This window comes from Arthrobacter sp. SDTb3-6, from assembly GCF_013376095.1.
Taxonomy (GTDB): Bacteria; Actinomycetota; Actinomycetes; order Actinomycetales; family Micrococcaceae; genus Specibacter.
Genome location: NZ_JAAMFN010000033.1, coordinates 30,665 through 48,009, shown reverse-complemented (window position 1 = coordinate 48,009; position 17,345 = coordinate 30,665). Strand labels below are relative to the sequence as shown.

Annotated in this window: 18 protein-coding genes; 7 read left to right on the top strand and 11 right to left on the bottom strand. The window is 68.2% G+C overall.

Annotated features, from left to right (window positions below; translation table 11 throughout):
• Nucleotides 1-119 precede the first annotated feature (119 nt).
• The 3 genes from G6035_RS15115 to G6035_RS15105 all read left to right on the top strand — a co-directional run bounded on the left by G6035_RS15115 (nucleotide 120) and on the right by G6035_RS15105 (nucleotide 2,828).
• Nucleotides 120-770, top strand: coding sequence for a TetR family transcriptional regulator (locus tag G6035_RS15115; RefSeq protein ID WP_218063266.1), 651 nt, complete (start codon nucleotides 120-122; stop codon nucleotides 768-770).
• Nucleotides 767-2,440: an MDR family MFS transporter gene (locus tag G6035_RS15110; RefSeq protein ID WP_176617927.1), complete on the top strand. Its 1,674-nt coding sequence runs from the start codon at nucleotides 767-769 to the stop codon at nucleotides 2,438-2,440. The genes G6035_RS15115 and G6035_RS15110 overlap by 4 nt, the downstream gene beginning before the upstream one ends.
• A 163-nt stretch (nucleotides 2,441-2,603) precedes the next feature.
• Nucleotides 2,604-2,828 carry a helix-turn-helix domain-containing protein gene (locus G6035_RS15105; protein ID WP_176617926.1) on the top strand — a complete coding sequence of 75 codons (225 nt, stop codon included), beginning with the start codon at nucleotides 2,604-2,606 and terminating at the stop codon, nucleotides 2,826-2,828.
• Between the two features lie 129 nt (nucleotides 2,829-2,957).
• Here the strand turns inward: G6035_RS15105 and G6035_RS15100 are convergent, their stop codons facing one another.
• On the bottom strand, nucleotides 2,958-3,428 hold the full coding sequence (locus tag G6035_RS15100; protein WP_176617925.1) for an NUDIX domain-containing protein: 471 nt from the start codon (nucleotides 3,426-3,428) through the stop codon (nucleotides 2,958-2,960).
• A gap of 135 nt (nucleotides 3,429-3,563) precedes the next feature.
• Complete coding sequence (locus G6035_RS15095) at nucleotides 3,564-4,079, bottom strand: A24 family peptidase (RefSeq protein WP_176617924.1); 516 nt, start codon at nucleotides 4,077-4,079, stop codon at nucleotides 3,564-3,566.
• A 69-nt stretch (nucleotides 4,080-4,148) separates the two neighbouring features.
• Between G6035_RS15095 and G6035_RS15090 the strand changes: the two genes are divergently transcribed.
• A complete protein-coding gene (locus G6035_RS15090) occupies nucleotides 4,149-4,937 on the top strand; it encodes a hypothetical protein (protein WP_176617923.1) in 789 nt (262 codons plus the stop codon).
• Nucleotides 4,938-4,947: 10 nt separating this feature from the next.
• On the opposite strand, the gene G6035_RS15085 is transcribed toward G6035_RS15090, so the two are convergent.
• The 4 genes from G6035_RS15085 to G6035_RS15070 form a co-directional block, all read right to left on the bottom strand.
• Nucleotides 4,948-5,925, bottom strand: a complete 978-nt coding sequence (locus G6035_RS15085; RefSeq protein ID WP_176617922.1) for a DMT family transporter — start codon at nucleotides 5,923-5,925, stop codon at nucleotides 4,948-4,950.
• A gap of 114 nt (nucleotides 5,926-6,039) precedes the next feature.
• Nucleotides 6,040-7,368, bottom strand: coding sequence for a PhoH family protein (locus tag G6035_RS15080; RefSeq protein WP_176617932.1), 1,329 nt, complete (start codon nucleotides 7,366-7,368; stop codon nucleotides 6,040-6,042).
• 167 nt (nucleotides 7,369-7,535) lie between these two features.
• Nucleotides 7,536-8,156 carry a YoaK family protein gene (locus G6035_RS15075; protein WP_256128025.1) on the bottom strand — a complete coding sequence of 207 codons (621 nt, stop codon included), beginning with the start codon at nucleotides 8,154-8,156 and terminating at the stop codon, nucleotides 7,536-7,538.
• A gap of 43 nt (nucleotides 8,157-8,199) precedes the next feature.
• Nucleotides 8,200-8,982: an isoprenyl transferase gene (locus tag G6035_RS15070; RefSeq protein WP_176617920.1), complete on the bottom strand. Its 783-nt coding sequence runs from the start codon at nucleotides 8,980-8,982 to the stop codon at nucleotides 8,200-8,202.
• A 164-nt stretch (nucleotides 8,983-9,146) separates the two neighbouring features.
• Between G6035_RS15070 and G6035_RS15065 the strand changes: the two genes are divergently transcribed.
• On the top strand, nucleotides 9,147-9,794 hold the full coding sequence (locus G6035_RS15065; RefSeq protein WP_256128024.1) for a hemolysin III family protein: 648 nt from the start codon (nucleotides 9,147-9,149) through the stop codon (nucleotides 9,792-9,794).
• A 105-nt stretch (nucleotides 9,795-9,899) separates the two neighbouring features.
• Here G6035_RS15065 and G6035_RS15060 read toward each other — a convergent pair whose 3' ends face one another.
• From G6035_RS15060 to mca, 3 genes are all read right to left on the bottom strand, one after another.
• The gene (locus G6035_RS15060) at nucleotides 9,900-12,140 is read right to left on the bottom strand and encodes a thioredoxin domain-containing protein (protein ID WP_176617918.1); all 2,241 of its coding nucleotides are present in this window, start codon (nucleotides 12,138-12,140) and stop codon (nucleotides 9,900-9,902) included.
• 21 nt (nucleotides 12,141-12,161) lie between these two features.
• Nucleotides 12,162-12,524 carry a hypothetical protein gene (locus tag G6035_RS15055; protein WP_176617917.1) on the bottom strand — a complete coding sequence of 121 codons (363 nt, stop codon included), beginning with the start codon at nucleotides 12,522-12,524 and terminating at the stop codon, nucleotides 12,162-12,164.
• A gap of 74 nt (nucleotides 12,525-12,598) precedes the next feature.
• Nucleotides 12,599-13,501: a mycothiol conjugate amidase Mca gene (mca, locus tag G6035_RS15050; RefSeq protein ID WP_371131029.1), complete on the bottom strand. Its 903-nt coding sequence runs from the start codon at nucleotides 13,499-13,501 to the stop codon at nucleotides 12,599-12,601.
• Between the two features lie 211 nt (nucleotides 13,502-13,712).
• On the opposite strand from mca, the gene G6035_RS15045 reads away from it, so the two are divergent.
• Nucleotides 13,713-14,078 carry a DUF4307 domain-containing protein gene (locus G6035_RS15045; RefSeq protein WP_176617915.1) on the top strand — a complete coding sequence of 122 codons (366 nt, stop codon included), beginning with the start codon at nucleotides 13,713-13,715 and terminating at the stop codon, nucleotides 14,076-14,078.
• A gap of 146 nt (nucleotides 14,079-14,224) precedes the next feature.
• Nucleotides 14,225-14,716, top strand: a complete 492-nt coding sequence (greA, locus tag G6035_RS15040; protein ID WP_176617914.1) for a transcription elongation factor GreA — start codon at nucleotides 14,225-14,227, stop codon at nucleotides 14,714-14,716.
• A gap of 95 nt (nucleotides 14,717-14,811) precedes the next feature.
• Here the strand turns inward: greA and ilvA are convergent, their stop codons facing one another.
• Nucleotides 14,812-16,050 (bottom strand): threonine ammonia-lyase, encoded by a 1,239-nt coding sequence (ilvA, locus tag G6035_RS15035; RefSeq protein WP_176617913.1) that lies wholly within the window; start codon nucleotides 16,048-16,050, stop codon nucleotides 14,812-14,814.
• 51 nt (nucleotides 16,051-16,101) lie between these two features.
• Entirely contained in the window at nucleotides 16,102-17,322 is a 1,221-nt protein-coding gene (locus G6035_RS15030; RefSeq protein WP_176617912.1) for an AI-2E family transporter, read from the bottom strand.
• Nucleotides 17,323-17,345: the final 23 nt, after the last annotated feature.

Here is a 17,345-nt window from a genome sequence, read left to right as displayed (position 1 = left end):
CCGCCGCCGTCGTACTTTCCCCTGCATGGGGTGACGAATGCCACCCTTCGGCAATTTTGCACCTTTACTTAAATAGTGCAAACTTTTACTTTGTGACTGAAAGTGCAAATATTTGTGGCGTGCATGGACTCCGTGCACGCAAGCGCGAGGCAACCCGGTCCGCCATCACCTCGGCGGCCCGGCGGTTTACTGCGACGCACGGACTCAACGGCTACACGGTTGAGCAGCTGTGTGAGGACGTCGGCATCTCCCGCCGGACGTTCTTCAACTACTTCCCGTCCAAGGAAGACGCCATTGTGGGGCACCTGCTGGACGAGTTCCCGGCCGATGCCCTGGCGGCCTTCCTGGCCGGCGGCAGCGCCGGGCCGGGCGCGGAACGCGGGCCGCAAGGGCTGAGCCGGGACCTGCTGCGCGACCTGTTCGAGCTGACGTGCGCCATGGCCGATGAGATGGACTTCACGCGGGAAAACGTCCACGCGCTCATCGAGGTCATGAAGGTGGAACCCCAGCTCATGATCAAGATGATGGGCAGCGCCGAATCCCGGGAGCACGACTTTGCGGACATCATCGCCCAGCGGGAGGGCCTTGCCCCCAATGACCCGGTCGCCTTGCTGGTGGCAGGCCTGTTCGGCAACCTGTCCCGCCGCGCCAGCCACCGGTTTTTCTCCGAGTGCAACACCCTGCAGTACCGCGACATCCTGGCCGGCCACCTGGCCCAGGCCCGGCAATTCTTTGTTTATTCCGATCTGACCTTTGAAGGGACCAGATGAGCACCGCCATCAAGGCAGGGCAACCCCTCCTGCTGACCCAAAGGAGGATCTGGATCATCTTCTCCGCGCTCATCGCGGGCATGCTGCTTTCCAGCCTCGACCAGACCATCGTCTCCACCGCGATGCCCACCATCGTCGGCAAGCTGGGCGGGGTGGAACACCAGACGTGGATCACCACCGCCTACCTGCTGGCCACCACCATCGTGATGCCCATCTACGGCAAGTTCGGCGACATCCTGGGCCGCCGGAACCTGTTCCTGGCCGCCATCGCCATCTTCACGCTGGCCTCCGTGGGCTGCGCCTTCGCCACCGGCTTCTGGGGCTTCGTGGTCTTCCGCGCCGTCCAGGGACTCGGCGGCGGCGGGCTGATGATCCTCTCACAGGCCATCATCGCGGACATCGTCCCGGCCAACGAGCGCGGCAAGTACATGGGCCCGCTCGGTGCCATCTTCGGCCTGGCCGCCGTGGCAGGCCCCCTGCTGGGCGGCTACTTCGTGGACCACCTGACCTGGGAATGGTGCTTCTACATCAATATCCCGGTGGGCATCATCGCCTTCGTGATCGCGTTCTTCACCCTGACGCTGCCGAACAAGAAGGCGACGATGAAGATCGATTTCATGGGCGTGGCGTTCCTCTCCATCGCCACGACCTGCCTGATCTTCTTCACCGACTTTGGCGGCAAGGCCGGCGGCTGGACGTCGCTGACCACCTGGAGCTGGGGTGCCGGCCTGGCCGCCGCCGTCGCACTGTTCATCTTCACCGAGGCCCGCGCCGAGGACCCGATCATCCCGCTCTCGCTGTTCAGGAACCCCATCTTCCTCAACTCCACGGCGATCGGCTTCGTGCTGGGCATGGGCATGTTCGCCGCCCTGGCGTTTGTGCCCACGTTCCTGCAGATGTCCTCGGGCACCTCCGCCGCGGAATCCGGACTGCTCATGCTGCCGATGATGGCCGGCCTGATGGGAACGTCCATCTGGTCCGGCATCCGGATGACGAAGACCGGCAAGTACAAGATGTTCCCGATCGCCGGTTCAGTGCTGACCATTGTCACCATGTGGTGGATGACCACGCTGTCCGCCGACACACCCATCTGGGTCATTTGCGCCCAGCTGTTCGTGTTCGGTGCCGGCCTGGGCCTGATCATGCAGATCGTGGTCATCGTGGTGCAGAACTCGGTCCCCGCCGCCCAGCTGGGCACCGCCACCAGCACGAACAACTACTTCCGCGAGGTTGGTTCCGCCCTGGGCGTGGCCGTCTTCGGCGCCATGTTCACCACCCGCCTGGCCAACTCCCTCACGGAACTGTTCACGCAGGCCGGGGCGTCCCCGGAGCAGGCCGGCAAGTCGATGGCCACGCTGGACCCGCAGGCGCTGGCGCAGCTGCCCCCGGCCGTCAAGGACGGCATCATCAACGCCTACGCCAACTCGCTGGCGCCCGTGTTCTGGTACCTGATCCCGTTCATGGCCATCGCGCTCATCCTGGCGCTGACCATGAAGGTCATCCCACTCTCGGACACCGCCGGCATGGTGGCCCGCGGCGAGGCAATTGGCGGCGAGGAGGCGGACCGCCTGGAGGCCGAGCGCGCGGGAGCCGCCGGCGCGCTGCTGCTGGCCCACGACAAGTCAGGGCCGGGCGAGACCGGGCCGGGCCAGGCTCCGGAGCAGCTGTAACCCTTCCACAAGCAGGTACCGCACGGGAAAAAGCAGGTAGCACCACTTCTGTTGCGGTCCTTGTAGTTGCCGCTAGCATGTGGACCACGTGGGGCCGGTGGTTGGCGGTGCCTGCGTCTGGTTGGCCGTCGCGAACACGATGGGCACTGCGGCTGGAGGGGCAATGGTTGATCTGCAGAGATTCGAGGACGCGCATTACCTCACGGTGGCCGAGGTGGCCCAGGCGATGCGCGTGTCAAAAATGACCGTATACCGGATGGTCCATGCCGGTGACCTGCCTGCCGTGCGGTTCGGCCGATCGTTCCGCGTGCCTGAACGGGCGGTGGAGGAATACCTCGTCGCCGAGCAGCACGCGGCGGCTCCGGTCCACCGGGTTCAGGGCTCCTGACGGGGCAGCCTGGCCAGTCCAATTCGAAGCGAACAGCCGGCGGGCAGGCGGGCGTCCAAAAATTCGGCGGTGCAGCTCGTGCGGGCCGGCGGGCAGCCAGGTCACCGAAGCTGCACCGCCGGTCCCGGCTCAGCGCTGGAAGTGCGGCTCGCCGTCGAACGCCAGGGCCCGCTGGATGCAGGCAAGGTGACCTGGGCGCAGGGGCGGCAGCTCCGCGGGGTCGAACCAGCCCACGGCGAGGGATTCGTCGTCGTTCACGCGGGCGGTGCCGCTGACGTGGCGGCAGATGAATTCGATGTTCAGGAAGTCGCAGACGTCGCCGTTGGGGAAGGTCACCGGGCCCACGGCGGCCAGGCCAAGCAGGTGCTCGATCTCGGCCACGACCGCGGTTTCCTCGAAGATTTCCCGCAGCATGCCCGGGCCGGGTTCCTCGCCCGGTTCCAGGATGCCGGTGATCAGCGCCCAGCCGCCGGTGTCGGAGCGCTCGCCCAGCAGGACGCGCCCGTCCGCGTCGAACACGACGGCGCGCACGCCGGGCAGCCAGAGCGGGTCATGGCCGATCTTCTTGCGGAGGTTGACGATGAATTCCGGTGAGCCCATGCCTCCAGCCTAGCGGGACGAAAGAAGCCCCCGCTGGACAACTAGGTCGCAGTAGTTGCCGTTTTCGGGCCCGTTTCCGCCCGAATTCTGTCATAACTGCGACCTGGTTGAGTCCCGGGGCGCGGGCGGGGCGGTTCAGACGGCGGGGACCAGCAGCATCGTGCCCATGGCGCCGGCCAGCATGGACGGTCCGAACGGGATGCGGGACCGGGCGGTGCCGCGACGGGCGGCGATCAGGGCGATGCCCCAGAGCCCGCCGGCCACAAAACCGGCCGCCGCGCCAAGCAGGACGTGGTTCCACCCCAGGAACCCGAGGTAGAGGCCCAGCAGGCCGGCCAGCTTCACGTCGCCATAGCCCATGCCCGTCGGATGCACAGCCCAGAGGACCCAGTACAGGGCACCCAGGGCCAGCAGCCCGGCCAGGGCCCGCCACAGGTGGCCAGGCTGTCCGGACAGGAGGGCGCCGGCCCCCAGCAGTATCCCAGCCACGGGGTAGGCCGGCAGGACCAGCCGGTCAGGCAGGGTGTGGGTGCGGATGTCAATCACGCTCAGTGCGGCTGCGAGGAACAGCAGGTACAGGCACGCGGCGGCCGCGCAGGCAGCGGCAACAGCCTGGGAGGCCTCCCACATTTCCAGCAGCCGGGTCACCATAGCCGTGATCCTACGCCATCGCGGAACCGCACGCGGCGGCATTTCGCGCTCCCGGCGTAAGCTGTGGATATGACCGGTGTGCCCATGACCCCCGACACCTTCCGCCACTTGTGCCGGTCGTCGCCGTGGCGCTGGCAAAGCCTGCGGTTTGAGCTCCACCGGCGTGATTCCGCCGCCGTCCGGGAGGAACGCGCCCGGGCCGGGCAGCCGGCGTCGGGCCCGGTGGTGGCAGCAATGAACTTCTGGGTGCGGCGCCCCGGCGCCCTGCGCGTGGAGACGCTGGAGGGGCAGCTGCTGGCGAGCACCACCAGGATCAACGAGTCCAAGGATTCGCTGTTCATCAGCGGCAACCGCAAACCGTGGCTGCTGCGGCCCAGCCTGGTCAACCCCGTCAAGGACGCCGACGGCTTTGTGGTGCGCCGCCCCGAGGCGCTCTACGGCGAGCCCGCCTACGGTTCCGGGCGCTTTGCCGCCGCCCTGGACCCCGTGGAGCTGGCGGGTGAACGGCCGGTGCCGTTGGAGAAGCCCTTTGCCAACGTGGCCGAGATCTCCGACATCGCCATGGTGGACCACCACGGCCGGCCCGCAGTGGATGCCATCCTCACGGCCAATCCGTCCTACACGCCGCTCTTTCCCGACGCCCCGCTGCTGTACCCCGGGCGGACGGCCGTGCGGATCGACCTGGAGACGGCCGTGTGCGTCGCGAGCCAGTCGCTCGACGGCGACACCTCCGGGGCGGGGCACGCCATGATCCTGCGGGGCATCGACGAATACATGCTGGACGACCTCTTCGAGGAGGTCAGCATGGGCCTGACCGACGTGCGGGCCCACATCCCCTGGGACCTGCCCGGTTCGTAGGCCTGCCCCGCTAGCGGGCGCGGCCGGAGGAGGCGTGCACCGGCGCCGGGTTCCGCCGCCAGGGCGCGGCGGCGATGACGACGGCGATCAGGGTCAGCGCGGTGCCGAGCACGGTGGCCGTGCCGACCGCCGCCACGGGTGACGGGAAGGCAAGGTCAAGCAGCACGGAGCCGACCAGCTGGCCGGCCACGCCTCCCAGTCCCAGCAGCAGGACGCCGATCCGCCGGACCAGCGCCGCACTGAGGAAGACCACCACGATGCCCAGCGGCCCGGCGGAATAGAGCCACCAATCGTGCGGCAGGGCGTGGGCCGGCGGGGAGAACGGCAGCTTGATGAGCCACGCGGCCAGCAGCACCACGGTGCCGGCGGCGAAATTGGTCAGGGTGGGGGTCAACGGCGTGCCCGCCACGGCCCCGATACGTCCGTTCATCGCCTGCTGGAACCCGTAGAACAGGCCCGCCAGCAGGGGCAGCAGCAGAAGTGCGGGGGCGCCGGGACCGAGCGTGGTGAACTTGGCGGAGACGGCCCAGGCCACCGCGGCCAGCGTCAGCACCGAGCCGGCCAGCCGCGGGGCTGTCAGCCGCTTCCGGCCGCCGGCACCGAAGCCCACCCGGTCCACCAGCAACCCGCCGACTGTCTGTCCGGCCACCAACGCAATGGTGAACAGCGCGACACCCACCGTCCCGACGGCGACCCCCTGGCCCAACACCAGCGAGGCACCAATCGTGCCGGCCGCCAGGTACCAGGGCGGCAGCTCGCGGCGGGACAGGGCACCGCGCAAGGCCGACGCCCCGGCCCGCCCGGCCCGCGTGCCCAGCGTCAGCAGGACCATGACCAGCAGCCCGGAGCCGAAGCTGACCAGCGCGGCCGCCAGCCCGTCGTCCAGCCGCTGCCCCATGGTTCCGGTGATGCGGGACTGCAGGGCGAGGGCCAGCCCGGCCACCATGGCCAGGCCGAGTCCGGTCGGCAGGGGAAGGTGTCGGGGCATGGGGTCGATTCTATCCCCGGAACCGCCTGCCCCAGGACGTCCTGCCCAACGCCGAACGGGCCCTTGACGGTGATACATCCCCGTCCAGTGCCCGTTGGCGGGGCGGCGCCGCGGCTAGATTTCGGCCCGCTCCAGCATCTCGGTCACGAGCGCGGCGATGGGCGAGCGCTCCGAACGGGTCAGCGTGACGTGGCCGAAGAGCGGGTGCCCCTTGAGCGTTTCGACGACGGCGGCGATCCCGTCGTGGCGGCCGACGCGGAGGTTGTCCCGCTGGGCGACGTCGTGGGTGAGCACGATCTTGGAATTCTGGCCGATCCGGCTCATGACGGTCAGGAGCACGTTCTTCTCCAGCGACTGCGCCTCGTCAACGATCACAAAGGAATCATGCAGCGAACGGCCGCGGATGTGGGTCAGCGGCAGCACCTCGAGCAGTCCCCGCTCCATGATCTCGTCCATGACCCGGTCGCTGACCACCGAGCCGAGCGTGTCAAAGACGGCCTGCGCCCAGGGGTTCATCTTCTCGCCCTCCGAACCGGGGAGGAAGCCCAGCTCCTGGCCGCCCACGGCGTAGAGGGGGCGGAACACCACCACCTTGCGGTGCTCGTTGCGTTCCAGCACCGCCTCAAGCCCGGCGCACAGGGCCAGTGCGCTCTTGCCCGTGCCGGCGCGGCCGCCCAGCGAGACGATGCCGACGTCGGGGTCCATGAGCAGGTCCAGGGCCAGGCGCTGCTCGGCGGAGCGGCCGTGGAGGCCGAACACCTCCCGGTCGCCCTTGACGAGGCGCACCTGCTGGTCCGCACCCACCCGGCCCAGCGCCGACCCGCGGTTGCTGGTGAGCACCAGGGAGGTGTTGACGGGGAGCACGGCCGCCTCGGGGATGGCCACCTCCTCGTGGTTGTAGAGCGCCGCCATCTCCTCCTCGGTGGTGACTATCTCCGCCACGCCGGTCCAGCCGGAGTCCTTGACCAGTTCGTTGCGGTATTCGTCCGCCGCCAGCCCCATGGCCGACGCCTTCACGCGCATGGGCACGTCCTTGGACACCAGGGTGACGTTCATGCCCTCGTTGGCCAGGTTCTTCGCGACGGCCAGGATGCGCGAATCGTTGTCCGTCCCCCGGAATCCCGCGGGAAGCACCTCAGCGGAAATGTGGTTGAGCTCCACACGGAAGGTCCCGCCGTCGTCCCCCAGGGGAATGGGGCTGGCCAGGCCGCCGTGCTGTTCGCGGAGTTCGTCCAGCAGGCGCAGCGCCGTGCGGGCAAAGTAGCCCAGTTCCGGATCGTGGCGCTTGGATTCCAGCTCGGAAATGACCACGATCGGCACAATCACCTCGTGCTCGGCGAAACGCAGGATGGCCCGCGGGTCCGAAAGAAGCACGGACGTGTCAATTACGTAGCTGCGCAACCCGGTGGGTGCCGCCTGCGGGGCATGCTGTTCGAGTTTCATCGTCTCAACCACGTCGACTCCAGCCTTTCCAGGCCTGCCGTGCACCTGGAACTCAATAGGTACGTCGGGCGGAGTTGCCCTCCGTTACTGCCCAAGGTACCCGCGTGGAAGGGAAGGCCTGGGGCGCCACGCGCAACGGGCCGGCGAACGCGGGGTGAACACTTCGGCTAGACGGTCTCCGGCGTCCGGGAGCGGACATTGACCGCCATGGCCAGCACAAAAATTCCCACGGAAACCCACAGGGCGTTGAGGTTGAACGCAAAATACGCGAATCCGCCCACAATCGACCCCATGGTCAGGGACAGCCACAGGAAGAGGTAGCGGACCCAGCCCAGCCGGTCCTCCCCGGCCAGGGCCGCCGCCATCCGCTGGCCCATCTTCACCAGCGTGCCGGTCATGTAGGTCAGGCCGATGCTGACCTCGCCGTCGCGTTCAAAGATGACGTTTTCCGCACCCATGGCCAGCGCCATGACCGGCGGCGCCAGCCAGACAGCCAGATTCAGGTCATAAAGTACGACGGCGGACCCCAGTGCCGCCGCCACGTACAGCAGGACCCACATCCGTTTGCGGGACGGGACCAGCCGGCGCAGGATCGAGGCCGAGATGACCCCGGCCGTAAACGCCCCCACCAGCCCCATCGCCAGCAGGAAGCCGAGCGGGTGGCCCTCGGCCAGGGCCGCGCCGGCGCGGGTGGAGTTGCCGCTCATGAAGGAGACGAAGTACCCGCCGAGGTGGATGAAGCCGACCGCGTCAACAAATCCCGCGGCCAGCGACAGCGCACCGGCCATGACGACTTCATTCCTGTGGTGTCTTTGCATGGCAGCGTTGCGGCTAGGCGCCGAAGCGGCGGCTGCGTCCGGCGTAGTCGCGCAGGGCCCGCAGGAAGTCGATGCGGCGGAACGCGGGCCAGAGTGCTTCGCAAAAATAAAATTCGCTATAGGCGCTTTGCCACATGAGGAAGCCGGAGAGGCGCTGCTCCCCGGACGTCCGGATGACCAGGTCCGGGTCCGGCTGGCCGCGGGTGTAGAGGAACTTGGAGATGTCGTCCACGGTGAGGGTGTCCGCAACCTCCGCCATGGTGCGCCCCCGGGTGTCGGCGTCGTGCAGGAGCTCACTGACGGCGTCGACAATCTCGCGGCGGCCGCCATAGCCGATGGCCATGTTGACGTGGATGCGTTCCTTGGCGGGCACGCGCGTGGTGAGCGAGGACAGGCGCTTGGCCAGGTAGTCGGGCAGCAGTTCCGGGGCGCCCATGGCGTGGACGCTGATGTCGGCGTCGGCGTCGAGCAGGTCAAGGGTGTTGGCGATGATGCCCATGAGTTCGTCGAGTTCCTCGGGCGAGCGGCTCATGTTGTCCGTGGAGAGCATGTAGAGCGTGACCACCTTGATGCCCAGGTCCTGGCACCAGCCCAGGAATTCGAGGATCTTGTCCGCACCGGCCTGGTGGCCCTGGCTGGTGGGGGCGTTGAACTGCCGTGCCCACCGGCGGTTTCCGTCCACCATGACGCCGATGTGCCGGGGGACGCTGCTGAGGTCCAGGGACCTGCCCAGGCGCCGTTCATAGTAGTTGTACAGGAATTTGGGCATCCGGACGGGGCCGGAAAACAAATGCATGGGTGGTGCGCCAGACCTTCCGGATCATGGCCAGGCGGCCGGGGAAACTTGCTAACCCTAGGTTACCCGCCGGTCCCCGGATTTGCGGACAGGCTGTGGACGCGTGCTGCCGGCCCTGGGCTGCCGGCGGATGGCTGGCGGGCGTCCCGACTATGATTTCGTCTATGACACCCCCTCCCTTGGCCGACACAAAACCGAGCTGGCGGGGTTGGCTGCACGCGGGAACCGCCCCCGTGGTGCTGGTGGCGGGCCTGGTGCTGGTGCTGCTGGCACCGGGTGGCACGGCCAAGGTGACCACCGCCATTTACACGTTTACGGGGGTGCTTTTATTTGGCACAAGTGCGTTGTATCACCGGCTTGATTGGCAGCCGCGGGCCAAGAGGCTGCTGAAACGGCTGGACCACAGCAACATCATGCTGGTCATTGCCGGCACCTACACGCCGCTGTCGGCGCTCATGCTGCCGCAGCCCACCGCCACGCTTTTGCTGCGTTTAATTTGGACCGGCGCCGTGCTGGGCGTGGTGTTCCGCGTGCTGTGGGTGGGCGCGCCGCGGTGGCTGTACGTCCCCCTCTATGTGCTCTTGGGCATCACGGCGCTGTTCTTCCTGCCCCAGTTTTGGGCGGCCGCCGTTGCCCCCACCCTGCTGATCTGCCTGGGCGGGGTCTTTTACATAGCGGGGGCCGTCATCTACGGGATCAAGCGGCCCAACTTCAGCGCACGGCACTTTGGCTTCCATGAGCTCTTTCATGCCCTGACCGTGGCCGGGTTTGCGTCCCATTTTGCGGCCGTGGCCCTGGTGCTGTTCCCCTAATCCGCAGCGCACCGCGGGAGCGTTGGCCGAAAGCGCCCCGGTTGCAACCGGGCGTCACGGGAAAGCGCCCCGGTTGCAACCGGGCGTTGGGGGACGGGCGGGCGGCTAGAGGAGCCGGGCCAGCTCTTCGACGGAGGCGGCCGGGCGGGCACACACCATGTTGCGGCACACGTACGCCAGCGGCGGGCCGCCGGCCGGTGCTCGCCCTTCCAGCAGCGGCACGGCGGGCGCACCGGTTCCATCCCAGACGGCCACCACCATGCCGGGCGACGGCGACGCCCACGCCCGCCGGAGCAGCGCCTCCCGCTCCGGACCGGGCGCGCCCACAACGGCCGTCTCCACGGGCCCGGCCGCCAGGGCCTGCCCTACGGCCAGCAGGCCGCCGGCGGACCGGGGTGCGCGCCGGGCGAGCTCCGGCAGCGTCGCCAGCAGCCTCTCCGCCAGCACGCGGTGCTCCGTGGATCCCGTGTACGCGGCAAACGTGGCCAGCGAGCCGGCCAGCAGTGCCACGGGCCCGGTGGTCGCGTTGTCGAACGCGTCGGCAAAACGCGCGCCGGCCGGGGCGCCGCCCAACGCCGCGCCGCCGGCGCTGTTGAACACCGTGCCGTCCTGGACAAACTTCTGCGCGGCGGCCAGCAGCGATGCCGCAAAATCAAACCACTGGCCGTCGCCGGTCGCGGCATAGAGCGCCAGGAAGCCGTCCGCGCAGGCGGCGTAATCCTCCAGCAGCCCCTCGATCCCCTGCGCCCTGCCGTCATGTGAAACCCGCCGCAGCATCCCGCCGTCCCAGTGGACCCGGCGTACATACCGCCCCAGTTCCACCGCGTGACCCAGCCAGCCAGGTTCGTCCAGCACCATGGCGGCCTCGGCCAGGGCCGCCAGGAGCATGCCGTTCCACGACGCCACCACCTTGTCATCCCGCGCCGGCATGGCGCGCGCGGCCCGCTGTTCGCGCAGCCCGGGAAGCAGGCGCTCCCACGCGGCGCGTTCGGCAGCCGTCAGCGCCCGGCCGGGGTGCAGCGGCCCCGCGCCGGAGGCCGGAATCCCCATGAAATGCCCGACGGCGGACGCGGCTGCCGCCCCTTCCGCGCCTGCCGCCCCTTCCGCGCCTGCCGCCCGGCGCAGCTCCGCCAGGCTCCACTTGTAGCTGGCGCCTTCACGGTGGACGCCGTCCACCACGGTGTCGGCGTCGAGCGAGGAGGCAAACGCCCCGCCGGGCAGCCGAAGCTCGGCCAGCAGCCAGGTGACGGTTGCCGCCACGGCCCGGCGGGCCTCCGCCGGCGGCAGCGGCACGGGCCTGGCCGTGGCGTGGATGTGGTGTACCGGTTCCACCGGCGCGGCGGCCTCCAAGGCGGCAAGCCCTTCCGGCCGTGCCTCTGCCAGCCGCACCCAGTGGACCAGGACGCGCAGCAGCCCGGCGTTGTCGTACAGCATTTTTTCGTAGTGTGGTTCGGACCAGTCCGCCGTGACGCTGTAGCGGGCAAAGCCGCCGCCCACCTGGTCGAACAACGCGGAATTGACCATGGCGCCAAGCGTCCTGCCGGCCAGTCCGAACGCCTGGCGCGCGGACTCCCCCGGACCGGCTGCGTGCCGGACAAGGAATTCGAGCCCGGGCGTGGGCGGGAACTTTGGGGCCGTGCCGAATCCGCCCTGGACGGGGTCTTCGGCCGCGGCCATCGCCACCACCGCGCCGGTCGCGGCGCCGGACAGCGACCGCGCCCACACGGCAGGATCGGAGCCTTCGGGGCTCACCGGACCGGCGCCCGGACCGGCGCCCGCGCCGGCGGCCGCGCCGGTGCCCGGACCTGTGGCCGCGCCCGCAGCTGCCCCGTCAGTGCGCACCTGCCACACGGGATCCGCCAGTGCCGCCGCCACGGCAGTGGCGGTGGCCTGGACCTTCTCCGGCCGCTGCGTCCAGGCCTCGACCACCGCCTCCAGCACCTGCCGGAAGGACGGCCGGCCGGAGAGCTGCTGCGGCGGAAAATACGTTCCGGCGTAAAAAGCCTGGCCCGAAGGCGTCAGGAAAACGCTCATGGGCCAGCCGCCCTGCCCGCTCAGGGCCTGGGTGGCCGCCATGTAGGCATCGTCCACGTCGGGGCGCTCCTCGCGGTCCACCTTGATGGAGACAAAATGCCCGCGGAGATAGGCGGCAATGGCCGGGTCCTCGAAGGATTCCCCGGCCATGACATGGCACCAGTGGCAGGCGGCATAGCCGATGGACAGGAAAACCGGAACGTTGCGGGCCCGCGCCTCAGCAAAGGCCGCCTCGTCAAAGGGCTGCCAGTCCACCGGGTTTCCGGCATGTTGGCGCAGGTAGGCGCTGGGTTCGCCGGCCAGCCGATTCATGGCTTCCCCCTGGTTGCTGTCCTAGTCCTGGTCCTGGTCCGCTTCGGGCTTAGGTGCATCCGGCGCATCCCCGGCCAGGGTGTCGGTGCGCTTGGCACCTGCTGCACGGGCGGCGTCGTTGGTCATGATGGGAATGCCCAGGTGCTCGGCAGCCGGGCCGTGTGGGCCGTCCATGGCAGCCTCAGCGACCTGGGCCCGGTAACGGACGCGGCGGATGCGCTTGACCATGTCGCGGATCAGGAAAAACATGATGGCCACGATGAAGGCCATGGCCAGGAAGCCCAGGAAACCGGGGCCGGTCGTGTCGTAGGTGAAGTCCTTCGTGAGGGCGGGGACCGTGGGGCTCGGGGCCGGTGTGGCGGCGAGCAATATCAATGAGTGCACAATTCGTCTTTCGTTTCATCCCCCGCAGGCGGTTGTCCCGGAAGGCTTGGCGCCGTGCGGGACGTGTCCACTATCTATCGTAGGCCAGCAAACAGGTCGTTTTCCGGCAGGATGGACTGAACGCGGGATTCGATGAGCGAATAGTCCTCCCACGGCCACACCTTCCGCTGCATGTCCGGGCTGACGGCGAAGAAAAAGCCGTCCGGGTCCACCTGGGTGGCATGGGCGCGCAGGGCCTCGTCGCGCTTTTCAAAGAATTCGCCACAGTCCACCTGCGTGGTGGTGGGATGGGTGCCCGCCGGCGGGGTGTGGCCTTCGGAATCCGCCTCCAGCCAGGCAGCCAGCCGCTGGGCGTACGGGGACGCCAGCCCGGCCTCCTGCAGGGCAAAGTGGAGGGCGCGGAAGCGCTGCGGGTTGAAGGCGAGGTCGTAATACAGCTTCTGCGGCGTCCAGGGCTCCCCCGTGCCCGGATACTTCTCCGGGTCCGCGGCAGCGTGGAACGCCTCCACGGCCACCTTGTGGGCCATGATGTGGTCCGGGTGGGGATAGCCGCCTTTTTCGTCGTAGGAGACCATCACGTGCGGCCGGAAACGGCGCACCAGTCGCACCAGGGGCGCGGCGGCAATCTCCAACGGCTTCAGGGCAAAGCAATTGACGGGCAGCGGCGGGAGCGGGTCGCCCTCGGGCAGGCCGGAGTCGGTGAACCCCAGCCATTGGTGCTCGATGCCCAGGATCTTTGCCGCCCGGGCCATCTCCATTCTGCGCGCGCCGCCCATGTCGCGGGCCGCATGGGCCTCGCCCACCATGGCCGGGTTTTGGATGCCGCCGCGTTCCCCGCCGGTGCAGGTGGCAACCATGACCCGTTCCCCCGCCGCCACATAGGATGCCATCATGGCCGCACCCTTGCTGGCTTCGTCATCGGGGTGGGCGTGGACGGCCAACAGGCGCAGGGGTTCGGTGGTGTGCCCGTTGTTGATGGTCACGTCGGCTACCTTCGATTCTTAGTGCTGTGTGGGCGAAAAACGTGTGCGGGAATAAACGCTAAACTTGTCCTGTCCTTAACGCCCCTTCCAGGGCGGCCAGCCCCCGGCCCAGCCGTGGATCAAGACACCAGTGGATGCAGTGACAAATTCTGAAACTCCCGCAACTAACAGCCTAGCCAATCGGTACGGCACGCCCAAGCGGACCATGTCCAGGCGGACGCGCATCCTGGTGCTGTCCCTCGTGGCCGCATTGGGCCTCTTCTGGGTTTTTTGGGCCACGGTGGCAAACAACTCGGGCGTTTCCAACAAGCTGGTCAGCTACAACGTGGTGGATTCCACCCTGGCCACGGTGGACCTGGCCGTGACCAAGGATCCGGCCGCCACGGCCAAGTGCTCACTCGAGGCGATGAACGATTCCTACGCCGTGGTGGGCTACAAGGTGATCACCATCGGCCCCGGCGGTGCGAACACTCCTGACGGCCGGACAATGCCGGTACGCGCCCAGGTCCGCACGGACTCCCTCGCCGTGACCGGGGTGGTCGAGGATTGCTGGATTGTGCAGCAGCCGTAACATTCAACACCCCCCCATTCTTGGGTTTATCCGGCTTGTTGACTAAACTTGTCATTATTATCTTCACCCCGCTTGGTTAACCGTGGAACCACTACGGAACCGCTGTGAGCGGGGTCTTTGTTTTATGTACCTTCGAGGAGAACTTCGTGCCTACCACTAACAGTCCGTCCGCTGCCTGGCTGACCAAGGAAGCCTTTGACCGGCTTCAGGCGGAGCTGACGCAGCTTTCCGGCCCCGGCCGCGCCGAAATCGTCGCCAAGATCGAACAGGCCCGCTCCGAGGGGGACCTGAAGGAGAATGGCGGCTACCACGCTGCGAAGGACGAACAGGGCAAGATCGAGGCCCGCATCCGCCAGTTGAGCGAACTTCTGCGCACCGCCCACGTGGGCGAGGCCCCGGCCGATGACGGCATTGTGGAGCAGGGCATGGTGGTTGGCGCCACCATCGCCGGCGACGAAACGACGTTCCTGCTCGGCAGCCGCGAAGTGGGCGCCGGGGACCTTGAAGTCTACAGCGAACGCTCCCCCCTGGGCATGGCCATCATGGGCCACAAGGTGGGCGACACCCTCAGCTACGTTGCACCCAACGGCAAGACGATCGAGGTTGCGATCCTCTCCGCCAAGCCCTACGACAGCTAGCCACACCCCCCTCAACTGGGTCGCAGTTGTTACAGAATTCGCCCGATTTTCGGCGCAGATCCTGCAACAACTGCGACCCAGTTGTTTAAGCGGGGCTAGTGGACCACGATCGGCTGGAAGCCTTCGGAGCGCAGTGCCGTAAGGACCTGCTCGCAGTGCTCATGCCCCTTCGTTTCCAGGTTCACGGTGATGGAGACGTCGCCCATGGAGATGGAGCCGCCCACGCGGGTGTGGTCCACGCCGGTGACGTTGGCGTCGTTCTCGGCGATGATCCGCGAAATGGTGGCCAGCGAGCCGGGCCGGTCGTTGAGCATCATGCGCACGGTCATGAACCGTCCGGCGGCGGCGAGGCCGCGCTGGATGACCTTGAGCATGAGCATGGGGTCGATGTTGCCGCCGGAAAGGATCACCGCCGTGGTGCCCGGCTTCTCAATCTTGCCTTCCATCAGGGCGGCAACGCCCACGGCGCCGGCCGGTTCCACCACCATCTTGGCCCGTTCCAGAAGGAAGATCAGCGCCCGGGCCAGGGAATCCTCGCTGACCGTGATGACGTCGTCGACGAGTTCACGGATGATCGAGAACGGCAGCTGCCCGGGCCGGCCCACGGCAATGCCGTCGGCCATGGTGGACACCTTCGTCAGCGGCACCAGCGCGTCGGCGGCCAGCGAGGGCGGGTAGGCTGCGGCGTTTTCGGCCTGCACGCCGATCACCCGGATCTCCCGGCCCAGTTCCTTGGCCCGCGCCTTCACGGCCACGGCGACGCCGGCCAGCAGCCCGCCACCGCCAACGCCCATGATGATGGTGTCCACGTTGGGGACCTGGTCCAGGATTTCCAGGCCGATGGTGCCCTGCCCGGACACCACGTCCACGTTGTTGAACGGGTGGACAAAAACGGCGCCGTGCTCAGTGGCGTAGCGTTCGGCCTCGGCCAGTGACTCGTCCACGTTGTAGCCGTGCAGCACCACCTCGGCGCCATGCCCGCGCGTGGCCGCCAGCTTGGGCAGGGCCACGCCCACGGGCATGTAGATGCGGGCCTTGATGCCCAGCGCCTTCGCCGCCACGGCCACGCCCTGGGCATGGTTGCCGGCCGACGCCGCCACCACGCCGCGCGCGCGTTCCTCCGGGGTGAGCCGCGCCATGCGCACATAGGCCCCGCGCACCTTGAACGACCCCGCACGCTGCAGGTTCTCGCACTTGAAGAACACCTCGGAGCCGGTGATCCGCCCCAGCGCCCGCGAACTCTCGATCGGTGTGAGCGCAATAATTTCCTTCAACAGCTCCCGTGCGGCCTCCACATCGGCAAGGGTTACTGGAAGGGTGCTGGTTGCGTTCACTGTGTTATCTCTTTCCATGGTTGTTGCGGGGGTAAAAACTTGCGGGCGGCGCTAGGGCTGGGTGCCCGGCACTGCCCTGGCGTTCGACGCCGGACCGTCCGTCCGGCGTTCCTGCCCGCCTTCCGGGGCGGCCGGGGAGGGCGGGGCGGACGGCGGGCCGTCAAGGTCCCGGGCGCCGGGCGCGGTGTCCCAGCCGCGTCCGGCAATGTAACGGATGAAGGAATTGGCCACGGCCAGCACCGGCACGGCAAACAAGGCGCCCAGGATGCCGGCCACGGTGGAGCCGGCCGCCACGGCCATGATGACCGCCACGGGGTGCAGGGAGACGGCGCGGCCCATGACGAAGGGCTGGAGCAGGTGGCTTTCGAGCTGTTGGACCAGCAGCACAATGCCCAGCATGATCAGCGCGTTCACCCAGCCGTTGGCCACCAGGGCCAGCAGCACGGCCACGGCACCGGTCACCAGGGCGCCCACCACGGGGATGAAGGACCCCACGAACACCAGCACGCCCAGCGGCAGGGCCAGCGGCACCTGGATGATGGCGGCGCCCGCGCCGATGCCCACGGCATCCACGGCGGCCACGAGGATCTGGACACGTACGTAGTTGCCCAGCGACAGCCAGCCGCGGCGGCCGGCCCCGTCCACGGCCGGGCGGGCGCGGCGGGGGAAGAAGCGGATCAGGAACTCCCAGATCCGCTCGCCTTCCAGGAGGTAGAAGATCAACACAAACACCGTCAGCAGCAGCCCCGCCGCGAAGTGGCCGAAGCTGCTGCCGATGCCCAGGGCCTGGGAGAGGATGGCGCTGCTGTTGTTTTGCAGGGCGTCGAGGGCCTGCGCCAGGTAGCTGTCGATCTGGTCGTTGCTGAGACCCAGGGGCCCGGCGGTCAGCCAGTCCTGGATTTGGATCAGGCCCTTGACGGCCTGCTGGCTCAGGCTGGCGATGCCCGTGACCATTTGGCGCCCGGCCAGGAACAGCCCGCCCAGCACCAGGGCAATCAGGCCCACCAGGGTGGCGGCTACGGCCAGCCCCTGCGGCACGCCCACCCGGCGCAACCACTTCACCACAGGCATCAGCAGGGCACTGAAAAGCGCGGCGACCATGAGGGGGATGACGAGCAGGCTGATCTGGCCCAGCAGCCACAGCAACATGGCGGAGACCACCAGGACCAGCCCGACGCGCCAGGCCCATGCCGCCGCCACCTGCATGCCAATCGGGACTGCCGGCTGGTCATGGCTGTGGGGGCGCTCAGGTTGCTGCTGCACGGGCGTCATAGACCAATAATTCCCCATTCAAC

What these genes read in the sequence shown, in the direction of transcription:
- G6035_RS15105 (WP_176617926.1), top strand. Translation starts at nt 2,604, where the DNA reads ATGGTTGATCTGCAGAGATTCGAGGACGCGCATTACCTCACGGTGGCC.
- G6035_RS15085 (WP_176617922.1), bottom strand. Translation starts at nt 5,925, where the DNA reads ATGCCCCGACACCTTCCCCTGCCGACCGGACTCGGCCTGGCCATGGTG.
- G6035_RS15045 (WP_176617915.1), top strand. Translation starts at nt 13,713, where the DNA reads ATGTCCAGGCGGACGCGCATCCTGGTGCTGTCCCTCGTGGCCGCATTG.
- G6035_RS15100 (WP_176617925.1), bottom strand. Translation starts at nt 3,428, where the DNA reads ATGGGCTCACCGGAATTCATCGTCAACCTCCGCAAGAAGATCGGCCAT.
- G6035_RS15070 (WP_176617920.1), bottom strand. Translation starts at nt 8,982, where the DNA reads ATGCATTTGTTTTCCGGCCCCGTCCGGATGCCCAAATTCCTGTACAAC.
- G6035_RS15095 (WP_176617924.1), bottom strand. Translation starts at nt 4,079, where the DNA reads ATGGTGACCCGGCTGCTGGAAATGTGGGAGGCCTCCCAGGCTGTTGCC.
- G6035_RS15090 (WP_176617923.1), top strand. Translation starts at nt 4,149, where the DNA reads ATGACCGGTGTGCCCATGACCCCCGACACCTTCCGCCACTTGTGCCGG.
- G6035_RS15060 (WP_176617918.1), bottom strand. Translation starts at nt 12,140, where the DNA reads ATGAATCGGCTGGCCGGCGAACCCAGCGCCTACCTGCGCCAACATGCC.
- G6035_RS15075 (WP_256128025.1), bottom strand. Translation starts at nt 8,156, where the DNA reads ATGGCCGGTGCGCTGTCGCTGGCCGCGGGATTTGTTGACGCGGTCGGC.
- G6035_RS15080 (WP_176617932.1), bottom strand. Translation starts at nt 7,368, where the DNA reads ATGAAACTCGAACAGCATGCCCCGCAGGCGGCACCCACCGGGTTGCGC.
- G6035_RS15030 (WP_176617912.1), bottom strand. Translation starts at nt 17,322, where the DNA reads ATGACGCCCGTGCAGCAGCAACCTGAGCGCCCCCACAGCCATGACCAG.
- G6035_RS15065 (WP_256128024.1), top strand. Translation starts at nt 9,147, where the DNA reads ATGACACCCCCTCCCTTGGCCGACACAAAACCGAGCTGGCGGGGTTGG.
- G6035_RS15110 (WP_176617927.1), top strand. Translation starts at nt 767, where the DNA reads ATGAGCACCGCCATCAAGGCAGGGCAACCCCTCCTGCTGACCCAAAGG.